General features: G+C 56.7%; 12 protein-coding genes, 2 pseudogenes and 1 other annotated feature. Of the genes and pseudogenes, 9 read left to right on the forward strand and 5 right to left on the reverse strand.

All coding sequences use genetic code 11. The annotated features are described in order from the left end of the window. Positions 1-4: 4 nt before the first annotated feature. The 4 genes from OA90_RS17705 to OA90_RS17720 all read right to left on the reverse strand — a co-directional run bounded on the left by OA90_RS17705 (position 5) and on the right by OA90_RS17720 (position 2895). Positions 5-1231, reverse strand: a complete 1227-nt coding sequence (locus OA90_RS17705; RefSeq protein WP_068414940.1) for a hypothetical protein — start codon at positions 1229-1231, stop codon at positions 5-7. Between the two features lie 79 nt (positions 1232-1310). Beyond that, complete coding sequence (locus OA90_RS17710) at positions 1311-1838, reverse strand: tail fiber protein (protein WP_068414943.1); 528 nt, start codon at positions 1836-1838, stop codon at positions 1311-1313. 9 nt (positions 1839-1847) lie between these two features. Beyond that, a complete protein-coding gene (locus tag OA90_RS17715) occupies positions 1848-2366 on the reverse strand; it encodes a tail fiber protein (protein WP_068414946.1) in 519 nt (172 codons plus the stop codon). A 16-nt stretch (positions 2367-2382) separates the two neighbouring features. Then, on the reverse strand, positions 2383-2895 hold the full coding sequence (locus OA90_RS17720; protein ID WP_068414949.1) for a tail fiber protein: 513 nt from the start codon (positions 2893-2895) through the stop codon (positions 2383-2385). Between the two features lie 623 nt (positions 2896-3518). On the opposite strand from OA90_RS17720, the gene OA90_RS17725 reads away from it, so the two are divergent. Further along, positions 3519-8330: a choice-of-anchor D domain-containing protein gene (locus OA90_RS17725; protein ID WP_199823754.1), complete on the forward strand. Its 4812-nt coding sequence runs from the start codon at positions 3519-3521 to the stop codon at positions 8328-8330. Positions 8331-8566: 236 nt separating this feature from the next. On the opposite strand, the gene OA90_RS17730 is transcribed toward OA90_RS17725, so the two are convergent. Continuing rightward, positions 8567-8953 carry a RidA family protein gene (locus tag OA90_RS17730; protein ID WP_068414956.1) on the reverse strand — a complete coding sequence of 129 codons (387 nt, stop codon included), beginning with the start codon at positions 8951-8953 and terminating at the stop codon, positions 8567-8569. A gap of 70 nt (positions 8954-9023) precedes the next feature. Here OA90_RS17730 and OA90_RS17735 point away from each other — a divergent pair, with 70 nt between their 5' ends. The 8 genes and pseudogenes from OA90_RS17735 to OA90_RS17760 all read left to right on the forward strand — a co-directional run. Further along, on the forward strand, positions 9024-9554 hold the full coding sequence (locus tag OA90_RS17735) for an Lrp/AsnC family transcriptional regulator (protein ID WP_068415015.1): 531 nt from the start codon (positions 9024-9026) through the stop codon (positions 9552-9554). A gap of 309 nt (positions 9555-9863) precedes the next feature. Beyond that, complete coding sequence (locus tag OA90_RS17740; protein ID WP_068414959.1) at positions 9864-10259, forward strand: hypothetical protein; 396 nt, start codon at positions 9864-9866, stop codon at positions 10257-10259. A 319-nt stretch (positions 10260-10578) separates the two neighbouring features. Beyond that, the gene (locus tag OA90_RS17745; protein ID WP_068414961.1) at positions 10579-11325 is read left to right on the forward strand and encodes a hypothetical protein; all 747 of its coding nucleotides are present in this window, start codon (positions 10579-10581) and stop codon (positions 11323-11325) included. Then, positions 11277-12917, forward strand: a complete 1641-nt coding sequence (locus OA90_RS29800; RefSeq protein WP_279625823.1) for a hypothetical protein — start codon at positions 11277-11279, stop codon at positions 12915-12917. Before OA90_RS17745 ends, OA90_RS29800 begins: the two co-directional genes overlap by 49 nt. 12 nt (positions 12918-12929) lie before the next feature. Next, positions 12930-13442 (forward strand): hypothetical protein, encoded by a 513-nt coding sequence (locus tag OA90_RS28620; protein WP_156510553.1) that lies wholly within the window; start codon positions 12930-12932, stop codon positions 13440-13442. Between the two features lie 244 nt (positions 13443-13686). After that, a pseudogene (locus OA90_RS28090) lies at positions 13687-13863 on the forward strand (helix-turn-helix domain-containing protein); the annotation flags it as partial. Positions 13864-13957: 94 nt separating this feature from the next. After that, entirely contained in the window at positions 13958-14974 is a 1017-nt protein-coding gene (locus OA90_RS17755) for an IS110 family transposase (RefSeq protein WP_068414967.1), read from the forward strand. Between the two features lie 327 nt (positions 14975-15301). Then, positions 15302-15732: pseudogene (locus OA90_RS17760) on the forward strand (transposase); the annotation flags it as partial. Continuing rightward, positions 15583-15699: a sequence feature (AL1L pseudoknot), on the forward strand. It overlaps the preceding pseudogene by 117 nt.

Here is a 15732-nt window from a genome sequence, read left to right on the forward strand (position 1 = left end):
TCCGTCAGTGCGGATTGGGCGTGATGTCCTGCGTCAGGGCAATCACAGACAATGGATTTTCCCCGAGAGATCTCCAGACCGCTGACCAGAGATCGAGAGACAACTGGTTCAGGTAAAAGGTATTTCCGGAACTGCTCTCGAGGGCGAAAAGACTGAGGGTCTCGTCTGCATTCGGCTGCAGGATGAGTGTGCTGTCGCTCATTACATGGGCAATGATCCGGGGGGCGGACCAGTTGTCGTCCGAGCCGCCGGTCTGATAGGAGCCGTAAACAGGAATGTTCGGACCGGAGCCAACCTGAGCAGCAAGATAGAGACCGTCATTTGAGGAAACTGCCACCGTCATGGTGTGAACCGGGGCGCTGAAAGAGGCAAAGAGAGCCCATTCAGAGAAGGTGTTGGAGCTGACCTCCTTCTGCACCTTCATGTAGATGCTGCTGCCAATGCGTGCGAATAGATGCACGAGCGCGTTGCCGTCGACGCAGCCGACAAGCTGTTCGAACCCGGTCAGGCCGCCCCTGATATCCTGCCAGCCTTCCCAGCCCTCCGGAACGAAGGGGCGGTCGCTGGACTGGAAGTTCATGTAGGGAACCGCTTCACTGTCCATGCCAAACATGATGATGCGGCCATCCGCGTTCTGTACGGGAGACAGGGTGGCCAGTGTTCCGGGGATCTGTTGCCATTCAGACCATGGCTTCTCGGGTGGAACCTCAACGGGAACGGTAATTTCAATTGGCGTTTCGGTGCCGGGTGGAACCACCGTGACAGTCTCTTCGATGATCCTGTTGACGTTCTGGAATTTCCACCAGAGCGTATTGCCTGCGGCCGAACTGGTTGCGAATACGTTCTGACGACCTGTGAGGCCGTTGATGAGGGCGGTATCCGCAAACCCGGTCACACCGTCCGGTTTGCCGAGGACCAAGGCATCGGCAAACCTTTCAGGAGGGTCCGGGAGGCGGCTTTCATGAATGTAAACGAGGTCGTTTGACTGAGCGTCCTGGGCAAGCAAGGCTACATAGCCTTCCTGCGTGACGGACGCATCGAGATGATCCGTCGTATACTTCGACTGGGTCAGTCGGGTGAAGTAATTGTAGAAAGGACCGTTTTCAGATTTCTGGTCCTTGTATTCAAGCTCCCCGTCCGGAGATATCCCGGCAACGAAGATCCGGAAGTAGCTTGGCGAGGCCTGAACGTTTCCCTCGAAATACTCGGGGACTGCTTCTTCGACTGACATTGGATGCATCCTTCCGCTAAACGGGGTGGCCTGTTCAAGGCCGACCTGCTGCGCGCACTTATTAGACAGGCCGTTGCCGCTAGCTGCGCGATGGATAAGTTCCCAAGAGAGCGATGATAAAATTCATCGCCAGATAAGGCTGGAGGTTCGTGTGAGCCTGACCGCCGCCCGTGACAGCCATCGCCTCGTAGGACATGTCGACAACGTTCGAAGAGGTGTCTGAGTGGTAAACCCTATCGGAGCCGGATCGACCGAAAGATGTGTTTGTGGACGGCGTGTCGATTCCGCCACTCGTGCTGCTTGCCCGGACGGTGTGGGTGTGTGACGGGATTTGGCTCTCCGAAAGCGTGACCGTCTCGCCCCCGACCCGTTCGCCGAGAAGACGGGAGGTCAGTCCCGGGCCATGACCCGGGTGCATCGGTGCGCGCCCCTGCAGATTTGGCAAGGCGGTCGTCGAGCGTCCATCGCCGCCATAGATGGTGCCTATGAGCGAAAAAAGCGCCGTGTTCTGGGAGATTGGCAACAGTTGGCCGTCGCAGAACGCCCAGCCGCGCGGTGCGAAGTTGCCTGCGAAAATTCGAATTTCAGCAATAAAAGGGTCTGACATGTCCGCCTCCTAGTGCCGGCTCGGATAAATGCCGAAGAGGGCAATGATGAAGTTTATGCAAAGGGTCGGCATCAAGTTGCTGTGCGAGTTCGATCCACCGGTTTCGGCAACCATGTTCGGTGCCATCGAAACATCCTGCGTGGCATCCGCGTAGAGATTGATCCCGATACCTTTTGCAGTTAACCGGTCCTCAGGTGTCGGATGGGTCGCCAGGGCCGTGTTCGCACGGAAATCATGCGAATGAGTGGCAAGCTGTGTTGTGTTCAGTGTCTCTCGCTCCCTTCCAGACCTTTGTCCAAGGCGGCGCGTGGTCAGTCCGGGACCTGTTCCGGCATGAAGCGGGATACGGCCTCTCATTTCCGGAAGGGCGAAAGTTGTTCTGCCGTCGCCGCCATAAGTGGTTCCCAGGAGAGAAAAAAGCGCGTCGTTCTGCGAAACCGCCAAAAGCTGACCGTCGCAGAAGGCCCAGCCACGCGGAGCGAAAGTTCCCGCAAACATGCGGATTTCGCCGACAAATGGTTCAGACATCCAATGTCCTCCGGCGTTAATTGCGTGATGGAAAAAGCCCCTGAAGGGCAATGCAGAAGTTCACCGTCTCGTAAGGTTGCATGTTATTGTGCGACTGACCGCCCCCTGCGTTGGTGACCGTCCCGGAGCGAAGTGAGGTTGTCGAAACGGCTTCCGGCTGCCGGTATGGCAGATCGGTTGCGACTTCCGCCCCGAAAAGCGTGCTTAGCGGCGATCTGTTGTCTCCAGGGACCGAGACGGCCTTTACTTCGTGCGTGTGGCCAGGGATTTCTGCTGCGCTCAGGGTGACGGTTTCGGCGCCGCCCTTCTGTCCGAGTGTATGGCCGTTTCCCGTGTGGATGGGCGTGCGGCCGCGCAAATCCGGCAGCGCGAACGAGGTTCTGCCGTCGCCTCCATAGGTCGTTCCCAGAAGTGAATAGAGGGACTGGTTCTGATTGATGGGCAGTATCTGGCCATCCGTGAACGCCCAGCCACGTGGTGCGAAATTGAAGCCGACCATGCGGACTTCGGCAAGAAAAGGTTCTGACATTTCTTCCCCTCCATTTCTCTCCCAAGGGAACACAAAAAAGCCGCGAATGGCTTTAAATAACTTTAGGTTAGTATTAGGGTCTGCAATTTTTTGAGGCCGGACTTGGTTAATATAACAACCTTCACATACATTTTTGATTTGACGCAACCTAAAAAAAGAATCAAACGAAAAATGAGCAAATTCCAATCAAAGGAGGTCAAGGCAGAGTCCTTTTCCTGATTTCTTTTTCAGACCCCTGCGTAATTTTTAAGAGACTGAATAAATTGATGAAATTACGGCTCAGAAAATTAATTTACAACTTACCTAGGGTAATAGAATCATAAAGATAACTTTTTTAAATATTCTACAAATTTAATTTTTAATGCTGTTAATATTCACTAATTATTGCTTTCTTGAAAATCTCGTTTTAGTTGTGTCTGATAACAAAAAGTGGTTGTAGAGTCGGATTGCGCGCATCTGTTGCAAAGAACGCAGGATTTCAGAGGATGGATGTGGTTTCAGGCGCGGTACAGTTAGGTTCAAGCAAGTTTTTTGATCGCTTGACGGGCGGAGTGCTCGTCGCCGGTTTCATTCGGTCGTTTCTGGCCGCGTTGCTAAGTGTTTTTGTTCTTGGCACAATCGATATGCAAAGTGCCAGGGCGGCGTGGGACGATTGTACCGGCCTGACGGTTACAACCGGCGGCGACCTGACGCTCGACGTGACCGCCGACACCTGCTCTCTGACGAATACCTTCCCGGGAACGAACAACTATATCAATTTCAATGCGGGAAGCGGGTCTTCGGTTACGATCGACCTCATCGGTATCGACGATCCTGCCGGAGACTTTTCGTCCATATCCATCGTTCATGATGGGGGCACCGACAACATTACCGATGGCTCGAGCTTTGGCCAGGCAAACGACTTCAGCAACACCTACAACTGCTCCGCAGGCTGTATAGTTTCGGGAAACTATAGTGCCGCGCCGATCAGTGGGGCGTTTTCGGTTACATATACCCAAAACGCAGGTTCCGGCTCGCTAGGCGCCGCCACTTCGCCCGAGATTTCCGTTTCCGCCGATATCGGTGGGGCTGTTACGGATGGCGGCACCAATGCGCAGGGCAGCCGGACCGCCGGATCGGCAACGACGGTGACCTACACGGTGACCAACACGGGGACGGGCGACCTGACCATTGCAACCGCGACGAGCTCGTCTTTGAGCAATGTCACGGTCAATTCGATCGGAGCGCCTGGCTCGACAACGGTCACGAACGGCGGCGGCACGACGACATTCACGGTGCAGTATACGCCGACGCTGGCGGGAGCGTTTTCCTTCAATGTGTCCTTCGTCAACGACGATGGTGACGAGAATCCGTTCAATTTCACCGTCAGCGGGACGGCGACCGGTACGCCCGAGATTTCCGTTTCCGCCGATATTGGCGGGGCTGTTTCCGATGGCGGCACGAACGCGCAGGGAAGTCAGACCGCCGGATCGGCAACGACGGTGACCTACACGGTGAGCAACACGGGTACGGACGACCTGACCATCGCAACCGCGACGAGCTCGTCTTTGAGCAATGTCACTGTCAATTCGATCGGAGCGCCTGGCTCGACAACGGTCACGGGCGGCGGCGGTACGACGACATTCACGGTGCAGTATACGCCGACACTGGCGGGAGCGTTTTCCTTCAATGTGTCCTTCGTCAACGACGATGGTGACGAGAATCCGTTCAATTTCACCGTCAGCGGGACGGCGACCGGTACGCCCGAGATTTCCGTTTCCGCCGATATCGGCGGGGCTGTTTCCGATGGCGGCACGAACGCGCAGGGAAGTCGGACCGCCGGATCGGCAACGACGGTGACCTACACGGTGAGCAACACGGGAACGGACGACCTGACCATCGCAACCGCGACGAGCTCGTCTACGACCAATGTCACGGTGAACTCGATCGGAGCGCCAGGCTCGACGACTGTCGCGAACAGCGGTGGTACGACGACATTCACGGTGCAGTATACGCCGACGCTGGCGGGAGCGTTTTCGTTCGATGTGTCCTTCGTCAACGACGATGGTGACGAGAATCCGTTCAATTTCACCGTCAGCGGGACGGCGACCGGTACGCCCGAGATTTCCGTTTCCGCCGACATCGGCGGGGCTGTTTCCGATGGCGGCACGAACGCGCAGGGAAGTCGGGCCGCCGGATCGGCAACGACGGTGACCTATACGGTGAGCAACACGGGAACGGGCGACCTGACCATCGCAACCGCGACGAGTTCGTCTTTGAGCAATGTCACGGTGAATTCGATCGGAGCGCCTGGCTCGACAACGGTCACGGGCGGCGGCGGCACGACGACATTCACGGTGCAATATACGCCGACGCTGGCGGGAGCGTTTTCCTTCAACGTGTCCTTCGTCAACGACGATAGTGACGAGAATCCATTCAATTTCACCGTCAGCGGAACAGGATCGGGCAATCCGGAAATTTCCGTTTCCGCCGATATCGGCGGGGCTGTTACGGATGGCGGAACCAATGCGCAGGGCAGCCAGACTGCCGGGTCAGCCGTTACGGTGACCTACACGGTGAGCAACACGGGAACGGACGACCTGACCATCGCAACCGCGACGAGTTCGGCTGCAAGCAATGTCACTGTCAATTCGGTCGGAGCACCCGGCTCGACGACGGTTGCGGGCGGCGGCAGCACGACGACATTCGCGGTGCAGTATACGCCGACACTGGCGGGGGCATTTTCCTTCAACCTGTCGTTCGTCAACGACGATGGTGACGAAAATCCGTTCAATTTCACCGTCAGCGGGACGGCGACCGGTACGCCCGAGATTTCCGTTTCCGCCGATATCGGCGGGGCTGTTACGGATGGCGGCACCAATGCGCAAGGCAACCAGGCTGTCGCCTCCGCAACGACGGTGACCTACACGGTGAGCAACACGGGAACGGACGACCTGACCATCGCAACGGCGACGAGTTCGTCTTTGAGCAATGTCACGGTGAATTCGATCGGAGCGCCTGGCTCGACAACGGTTACGGGCGGCGGCGGCACGACGACATTCACGGTGCAATATACGCCGACGCTGGCGGGAGCGTTTTCCTTCGATGTGTCCTTCGTCAACGACGATGGTGACGAGAATCCGTTCAATTTCACCGTCAGCGGAACAGGTGTCGGAGCGCCCGAGATCTCCGTTTCTGCCGATATCGGCGGGGCTGTTTCCGATGGCGGCACGAACGCGCAGGGAAGTCGGACCGCGGGATCGGCCGTCACGGTGACCTACACGGTGAGCAACACGGGAACGGACGACCTGACCATCGCAACCGCGACGAGTTCGTCTTTGAGCAATGTCACGGTGAACTCGATCGGAGCGCCTGGCTCGACGACTGTCGCGAGCAGCGGCGGCACGACGACATTCACGGTGCAGTATACGCCGACGCTGGCGGGAGCGTTTTCGTTCGATGTGTCCTTCGTCAACGACGATGGTGACGAGAATCCGTTCAATTTCACCGTCAGCGGGACGGCGACCGGTGAGCCCGAGATTTCCGTTTCCGCCGATATCGGCGGGGCTGTTTCCGATGGTGGAACCAATGCGCAGGGCAGCCAGACCGCGGGATCGGCCGTCACGGTGACCTATACGGTGAGCAACACGGGAACGGACGACCTGACCATCGCAACCGCGACGAGTTCGGCTGCAAGCAATGTCACTGTCAATTCGGTCGGAGCACCCGGCTCGACGACGGTTGCGGGCGGCGGCAGCACGACGACATTCGCGGTGCAGTATACGCCGACACTGGCGGGGGCATTTTCCTTCAACCTGTCGTTCGTCAACGACGACGGTGACGAGAATCCGTTCAATTTCACCGTTAGCGGCAGCGCCAGCGTCGGGGCCTCCACGCTGGTGGCAACTTCAGGCTCCGGGCAGGCTGCCGAAATCGAGACCCAGTTCGACAATGTGCTGGTGGCGACCGTGACAGATGGCGGCGGCAACGGTGTCGCGGGTGTCGACGTCACCTTTACCGCGCCGTCAACGGGGGCTTCGCTGACCTTTGCCGCAACCGGTACCCGTACGCAAACTGTCACCTCCGCTGCGGACGGCACGGTGACAAGTTCGGTAATGACGGCAAATGATACGGCCTCCTCCTATCTGAGGGGCGGTGCTCTTGAATCTTATAGTGTCACGGCCAGCGCGACCGGCCTGACCAGCGTCAGCTTTTCGCTTACCAACGACCGGGATGCGGAAGCGGATATCCAGAAAACCAAGGAAGTCATCGCTTCCTTCGTGACTAGCCGCGCCAATGCCATCGTGTCGGGTCAACCGGACCTGGTCTCGCGGCTGACCGGTGGGCCTTTCGGACGGCAAAGTGGAAGCAATGGACTTAATTTCGATGTCACGCCCTATTCGCAGTCGGGGAATTTCCAGTTTTCCCTGAGAGCCTTCGCCAATGCGCTTCGCGCGGACAATCGTGGCGACGGCGCCGGGCAAGCAATGGCGTCCGTGGACCGGTCAGTTCAACCGCAGGCGGTCGGACCTGAGGATAGATATGCATCCTTCAACAATTTCAACACTTCCGGCACGATGAGCTATACTGCTGTGGCCCCGACGACTGCTCCGCAAGACACACTTGCGATCCTGAGCGGCACCGAAGGGGAAGGCGCTGGCGGCGCGGCGCAGGACACGCGATCCGGCTGGGATTTCTGGGCCCAGGGCAGTTACGCAATCACTGAAAACAACGATAGCGACAGTCAGACCGGTTTGGTCTTCGCCGGTGTCGACTACCGCTACAAGGACCGTGCTGTCTTCGGTATCATGGGCCAACTCGACATAACCGACGAGACCAATGCGAGTGAGAATACGTCCGCCGACGGCGTCGGCTGGATGGCTGGTCCTTATGCGGTCGTCAGAGTGCATCAGAACTTCTATCTCGACGGTGTGTTCACCTATGGACAGTCCTACAATTCCGTGGACGCACTGGGGCTGTTCGAGGACGATTTCAGAACCCAGCGATTCCTGCTGCAGGGCGGACTGACCGGTGACTTCAAAGTCGACAAACACACGAGGGTCAGTCCCTTCGTGCGACTGACCTATTATTACGAGGAGCAGGAAAGTTATACCGATACGCTCGGCCGCCTGATCCCTTCGCAGGATTTCGACCTTGGACGGATCGAGTTCGGCCCGAAGATTTCCTGGGACCTCATGCTTGACGACAGCATTCTGTTTTCGCCGTTTCTGTCGCTTTCCGGGATCTATGACTTCAACAAGCTGCAAGACGATTCACCCAGCGACGCGACGCTGGCTTCTTCCGATCAGGACCTGCGCGCCCGGCTGGAAGCCGGCGCCGGCTTCCTTATCCCCAGCCGCAATATCCGGATTTCAGGAGAAGGTTTCTTTGACGGTATCGGTGCATCTGATTTCCGCTCTTATGGCGCGACCGTGAGTGTCACGATCCCGTTCTGACGAACATGCCTTGCTCGGTCACGCGAGGATCTTTTGCCGGGTGCCAAAGAAAACAGCCCTGGAACGCATAATCCGGCAGGCCGGTGATCCGTCTGGCCGGAAAGGCCTTTCTGAAAACTCAAGTCTAAACAGGTGCTTCAGGATGGCGCCGGTGCTGGACAGGTTCGTCAAAACAGGCTTAAAACCGGTCCTATCAGGTTAACTTGGGAGAATGCGGCCAAGACGCAGAACTGCTTTCAGGCAGCCGCGATCACCTCAATCTCGATCTTCCAGTCTTCCGAGAGCGTTTGCGCGACGATCGCGGTTGTCGGCACACGCCTTTCGCCAAGAGCGGCCAGCCGGGCCTGCTGATTTTGCACCGCGTAGGCAGGGTCCCTCATGTAGGATGTTACGCGGACGATGTTGTCCGTGGTCATTTGCGCTTCCGAGAGAATGTGACGGATGTTCGACCAGACACAGGTGAGCTGTTCCTCCAGAGTGCCTGGAGCTGTACCGTCCGCCTTCAGGCCCATGGTGCCGCTCAGATAGAGGATGCGCTGCGCGCCGGTCAGTTCGACGGCGTGAACATAGTCGCCGGTTGCCGGATAGATGCCGCTCACCGGATTGACAATTCTCTCTTGCATGCTGAATTTCCTTTTTATTTTGTCTGATATTGCCGATCAAAATTCGGCAAGAATAGAGAAAGCAATCGGCATGGTAGGAAAAACAGACGAGAGTCGCCGAAACCAATCGGCTAAGCGCCCGCTGGATGCGTTCGACCGAAAAATCTTAAGCGCATTGACGCGGGATGCGCGGCAGACCAATGCCGAAATCGGCGAAAGTGTGGGCCTGTCGCCACCGGCGGTATTCGAGCGGATCAAACGGTTGCGCGGAAACGGTGTGATTTCATCCGCTGCCGCCAGGCTGAATGGTGCTGCTGTCGGCAAACCGATGCTGACTTTTGTTCATGTGGATGCCGATGGATGGGGCAAGAGCCAGCGCATGATGAAGCTGCGCGATTTTCCGGAAGTTGAAGAGATCCATTCCGTCGCAGGAGATACCTGTGTCGTCCTGAAGGTCCGGACCGCGGATCCGCAAGCGCTGGAGCATTTCCTGTCGCAGCTTTATGTACTGCCGGGTGTGCGCGGGACAAAAAGCTATGTGGTCCTGTCGACTTACCTGGAGCGGCCGGTGCAGGCGGACGTCACCGAAGACTGGCCGGCGATACCTATGCCACCGGTATAAACAGGGTCAGCCTACCGGCCGGTATCTGTGAACCCTGGGGGGTTGCGTCGTTGCTGAAAACAACGGCCGCGACAGGTTGATAGGGTTGCTGATGAGCTTTTGGGTTGAGGCAAGAACAAAATAAGAACATTATTGCTGGGCAATGTCCGGTGCACTGCCCGGGTGTTACCACAGAGCAGTTTGGTTGAATTGAATTCAGGAAACGGCCCGAATCCATTTGCAATTCAAACGCGGCCTCGGGCGTTTTCCCGAGACCATAAAGCCGTTCAAACGCAACACGCTTCAGGCGATGGCCAAAGGAGTAGGACCATGATCCGTGCCTTCAAAGTAAAATACGCGATCTTCGCTCTTTTGATCCTCGGGGCAGGGTATGTTCTGGGATATTTTTTCGGGAGTATGCAGCCGTCGCCAAGCTATATCGCGGATCTGCAAACCATGCCGCTTCTTATGAATTCTCCGGAAGATGTGTCCGAACTGGTCAGGAGCCATCTGCCTGATGATCCTTATGAGGCATTTAAGATCGTCGCGAACTCGTCTGAGCAAATAAAAGCGTATTACAGCAAAGAATGTGAATGCGATTTAATCGTTCTGCAGAGATACGTAACAAGGCTTCCTCTGCCCGACAGAGAGCTGACTATTTATTTCAAGGTGAAAGATGGGAAACTTGATTTTGAAAGTGCAGATGTCGTGATCTGGTTCGTTTAGAAAATGGACAGTTAAATTTATTCCTTAAGACGTTAATCCGGCAATCAAGATCGAGCAAAGGTGCTGGAGCGCCTTGCCCGAGGATCATGTGCTCGAGCAGGTCGATTTGAATGGAATTCGGGAAGTCGCTCGAACGCAATTGCGATGCAAACGCTGTCTCGGGCATCTTCGTGCTGCCATGAATCCCTTGAACGCAACACGCTCCAAATCTTGAAAACCAGTGAGTTTTCCAGAGCTTCCGCGCTCTGGACACAATCATTTTCTGAACGACCTCAAGCATATTCTTACAGGTCGGTGACCAAACTTGAGAAGGTGTTAGATGGAAAAAATTGAAGTCGGTTACAACGCAATCGGCACGACTGGTAATCTGGCTCACCACAAGTTCATTCTTTACACGCGCGCGGATGGAAGCACGTTCCAGATACACGGTGGCGGTTCGAGAGATTACGGATACAGCCCGGTCGAAGAACTTGTCTCCAGCGGCGTGCCCGGTCTTGTCGGATTCGGGCATCTGTCTGCAAAGGTCTTCAAGTCTTCAGCCAAGCAACACGAGAATGCCCTTCTGGCTCCGCGGGAAGTCATTTTTGAAGGGGAGGATCTTTCCAGAACCTTCTTCAAGATGGCTGGGATGGCGCAGGGAATTGCCGAGCAAGAGAGCAAATATCACGCAGACTCAAATAACAGCAACACACTGGTCGACCGGATCGTGCAGTGGTCCGGAGGACGGGCGCCGGATCTGGACGAAAAGCACTGGTCACCCGGCAGCCTTGAGGATCCGGAGTTCGATCCGGAATTCTTTTCCAAGTTGCCGCCGATCCTTTGGGGAAAGGACACATATTCCAAGCACAAGGATGTGGTTGGGCAGCTGTTCAAAAATACCGGAGAGGATGCGGACGAAGAAGGCCTCCAGATTGAGGGCGCTCTCGATCCCCTGAAGACACCGCAGAGAGAAACTGACGGAGATCTGGCCGTCATGAAAGAGGCCGGTCGTATCGACTGGGGGGCATGGAGCGGGCGATGGACCGTACTGCGATCAACATGCAGTCCGTGGCCACCCGGGCGCTGATGGAAAAGGACGGCGGTTTCGATCTGCTGGGAAGACGCGTGATCAATGGGATCGAAGCGGCGGACAATGGCGATCTGCCGACCCTTCAGCAAGTTCTGGAAATTGCCTCGCTGCCGGGAGCTCAAGGCCCCAAGGGACCGGTCGGCGACCAGGGCCCGACCGGACCGGCGGGTGCTCAAGGGCAGGAGGGGCCGCAAGGTCCACAGGGGGAGCGGGGTCCCCTCGGCTATGAAGGTCCGCGGGGGCCGACCGGATTGCAGGGACCGGAGGGGCCGCGAGGGCCGGAAGGACCGACGGGGCCGACGGGACTCCAAGGGCCGATCGGAACGCAAGGCCCCCAAGGGCCGGAAGGACCGGTGGGCAAGTCCTTCGATCCGGACGCTTCCGGTCTTACAGCGGACAGGAGCGCTTACAATGCGGAACCAGCCAATTTTTCGTTTCTCGATGTCGAGAAAGGCACGGTCTATTTCAAACTTTCCAATGACATAGGTGCATGGTCGGACGGGGTTCCCTTTGGCCGCGGCCCTCAAGGACTGCAGGGCGCACAAGGTATTCAGGGACCCGCAGGCCCGGTGGGTATGGTCCACCGGGGAAACTGGTCAAGTTCGCAAAGCTATGACGTGAGCGATACCGTTTCCCACGATGGATCATATTATATTTGCGTTGCGGCCCATACGAATGTTCTGCCGGAAGATGCGGCGGCAGAGTGGGACATCGTATCCTCAAAAGGCGAACGCGGTCTGCAGGGGCAACAGGGCATTCAGGGACCCGAAGGCCCCCAGGGAATCCAGGGCCCGGAGGGTATTCAGGGGCCGACGGGTGATACCGGCGCTCAAGGCCCTACGGGAGCACAAGGTCCGCAGGGGCTGCAGGGCGACCCTGGTCTGATTTACCGTGGGATGTGGTCCTCCGGCGAGACCTACAATTCCGACGAAACTGTAACCTATAACGGCTCGGCCTATATCTCGCTGACGGTCAACATCGGCCAGAACCCCAGCACATCCCCCGATGACTGGGGACTGCTGTCCGCCAAGGGCGATACCGGCGCGACGGGGGCGGCCGGACCGCAGGGCATACAGGGGCCTGGCGGTTCGACCAGCTATGACGCGGGTACGCTGGACGGCTTGAACAGCACGCAGTTTGTACGCTCGGATACCAACGACACGATGTCGGGGACTTACACCGTGACAGGAAATCTTACGGTGCAGGGAAATTGCTACATCGGCAAAAACGGTGGCAGCGACAGCAACGCCCACTTCTATGACGACAACAGCAATACTTGGAGGTCGTTGCAGTGGGATGACAGTGCTAACCATTTTCGGTTTGAAGATAATAGTGGCTCTTTTTGGAAAGTTTCGGGAATATCGGACACTTCATCGTCAGGTTCTACAAATTTTCCTGTCGGTCATGTCATTGATGTTGCAGGTGGGGGCACGAACTACAATATAAATTCAAGTATTCCAGCTAGAACTTCAAACTCTCTTTTTTATGGTGTAAGTGGCGGTTCGGCACTCTCCGGAACATGGCGAGCTCGGGGTCGTATCGAGGTTAACAGTTCAAACCGATTTTATGTTTGCCAACGAGTAGCGTAAGGAGAGTTGAATATGTCGATTATAGATATAGTGAATTTTCTAGGCTTTTTACCGAGTGCTGAAACAGACCATAATGAACTCGATATGAGTTTAATAACTGGGGTCGCTTTAATTGAGGGTAGACTAAATCACGACCCAATCGAAATTTTACACTATGGACTTCGACCGGAAGATGTATCGCCGAACGCACAAAATATTCGAATGAAAGCCCAATTATGGCGGGATTCTGGTGGTACTATACCAGACTGGAAGCCTCCAACAACTGAAGACGCTCGAAAAGAAATACACAATCTCACTGCTCGGCAACTCCGTTTAGGGCTTTTCCAATACGGCTGCACATTGGATCAAATTGATAGCATAATCGATTCTATTGAAGACGATATGTTGAGGGATACGGCCAAAATAGAATGGGAGTATGCAACAGAGTTAGAGCGTTTAAATCCACTCATACTTAATTTATCTGCAGATCTCGGATTGACTCCGGAGCAAGTGGATGATCTCTGGCGAGATTATGTAAATATTTGATATTTTTGATAGCCTGAAATGAGAAGCGCCGTGTGCACTGAGACCGAAGTTTGGAGCGCCGGAAGTGCGGTTCCTCTTGACCTGAGACCCAAGTCTCTTCCGCGTTAGCGCGGAGTGTCCTGAGATTGTATTCCCCTGACAGTTTGCGTTTCAGCTGATCTCCGGATTGGCTGTGGCCATGCCGCTCCTGAAGCGGGTTAGATGGTGTCACCACAACATTCATCTGACCACTTTGGAGACCAACATGACCACGAAGGACAAGGTAGCACGCCGTAAGCTGTCTTTGCTCGATCTTGCCAAGGATTTGGACAACGTGTCCCGGGCCTGCCGGCTGATGGGTTACTCACGCCAGCAATTCTACGAGATCCGCCGTAACTTCCAGACCTATGGAGCCGAGGGTCTGATTGATCGCCTGCCCGGTGCCAGGGGACCTGAACTGATGCGGTGGATGCCCCCACCCAGCGGCATCGAGTATACCAAGACGGTTCTATATTCACCGAGCGGAGGGCGCATCAATGACATCGAAGATCAGCATTCTGGCGATCGACTTAGCAAAAGGCAGCTTTCAGGTTTGTGCGGTCGGATCCGATGGGACGGTTCTGTATAATCGTGCACTGTCTCGGAACCGGTTGGCGACGCTTCTGGGCGAGCAGCCGGCCTGTGTCGTTGCTATGGAAGCATGCGCCACGTCGCATCATTGGGGCCGGATGGCACAGTCTCACGGTCATGAAGTGCGTCTGGTGCCGGCGGCGTATGTGAAACCGTTCGTCAAGCGCCAGAAGAATGACCGCGCGGACGCGGAGGCTATCGCAGAAGCAGCCATGCGCCCGACAATGCGGTTCGTGGCAGTGAAGAGTGTCGAAACCCAGGGTCGTGCTGTCGCGTTCCGCACCCACCAATGCTTGGTCCGGCAGCGCACGCAGCTCATCAATGCGCTCCGCGGACATCTGGCCGAATTCGGGCTGGTGGCGCCGAAGGGACCGGCGAGCCTGAAATTACTCGAGAATGCGCTGGCGGACGAGAGCAGCGACCTGCCTGACCCCGTTCGGGAGATGGGGGCGGTGTATCTCGAGCAGATAGCGCGGCTGACCGACGTGATCGAACGGCTGGCAACCGAGTTGGAGGATGCATCGAAGACAGATTGTGAGTTGCGGCGGCTTTGCACCATCCCCGGAATCGGGCCCGTGACGGTGGGTGCCGTCGCGGCGTTCGCACCCGATCTCGACACTTTTGACAGTGGGCGGAACTTTGCGGCCTGGCTCGGCCTTGTGCCACGGCAGAGGTCCACGGGGGGCAAGGCCAGGTTGGGGGCGGTCAGCAAGATGGGGCAGACCGATATCCGCCGACTGCTAATCGTCGGAGCGATGAGCGTGATCCGCTGGGTGGTCCGAAAGGGTGGCAGTTCGAATCGCTGGCTCGCTGCCCTCGTAGCACGCAAGCCCAGGATGGTCGCGGCCGTTGCGCTGGCGAATAAAATGGCCCGGATGATCTGGGCCATGTCAACCAAGCAAGAGGATTATCGAATGGCGTGACCTGAAACCGAGAAGGGAAAAGGCACGACATGGCCGCAAGGCCTGGGTGAGCGATCGACGAGGAGTACGCGACACGGACTTCGAAGTTCAAGGCAGGGAAAATCAGACCCGGGGCTCGAGCGCTTGCAGCTCTCTGAACCGATGTGAACCCAGCTTTCCGAACAGCATACCGGCCCGTGGCGTTATCGAAGGCCACAATCTGAGGCCTGACACACGTCCGATCGAAGACCCCGCCGAAAAATCGAAGATAAAGCTTGCCAAACAGGGGGCATCCACACACGCCCCGGGTTTGCCGGAGGCTCCAACTCCTGAGTAGGATGGAGCACGATGAGCAAAACGACGAACAAGTTTTCCGCTGAAGTCCGCAAGCGGGCRGTTCGCCTTGTGCTGGACAGTGAAGGTCAACACGGGTCTCGCTGGCAGGCGATTGTTTCGATAGCAGCCAAGATCGGCTGCTCTGCGCACACGCTGAACGAATGGGTCAAGAGATCCGAGGTTGATAGTGGTGCGCGGGCCGGCATTCCGACGGAGATGGCCGAGAAGATGAAGGCTCTGGAGCGGGAGAACCGTGAGCTTCGTCAGGCCAACGAGATCCTGCGCAAGGCGTCTGCGTATTTTGCCCAGGCGGAGCTCGACCGCCCACTGAAGCGATGATTGCCTTCATCGAAGAACACCGAGGTGTGTTTGGGATCGAGCCGATTTGCAGGCTGCTGCCGATTGCCCCATCGACCTATTACGAGAACATCGCCAAGCGTGAG

It is taken from the genome of Labrenzia sp. OB1 (assembly GCF_001624695.1).
GTDB lineage: Bacteria > Pseudomonadota > Alphaproteobacteria > Rhizobiales > Stappiaceae > Roseibium.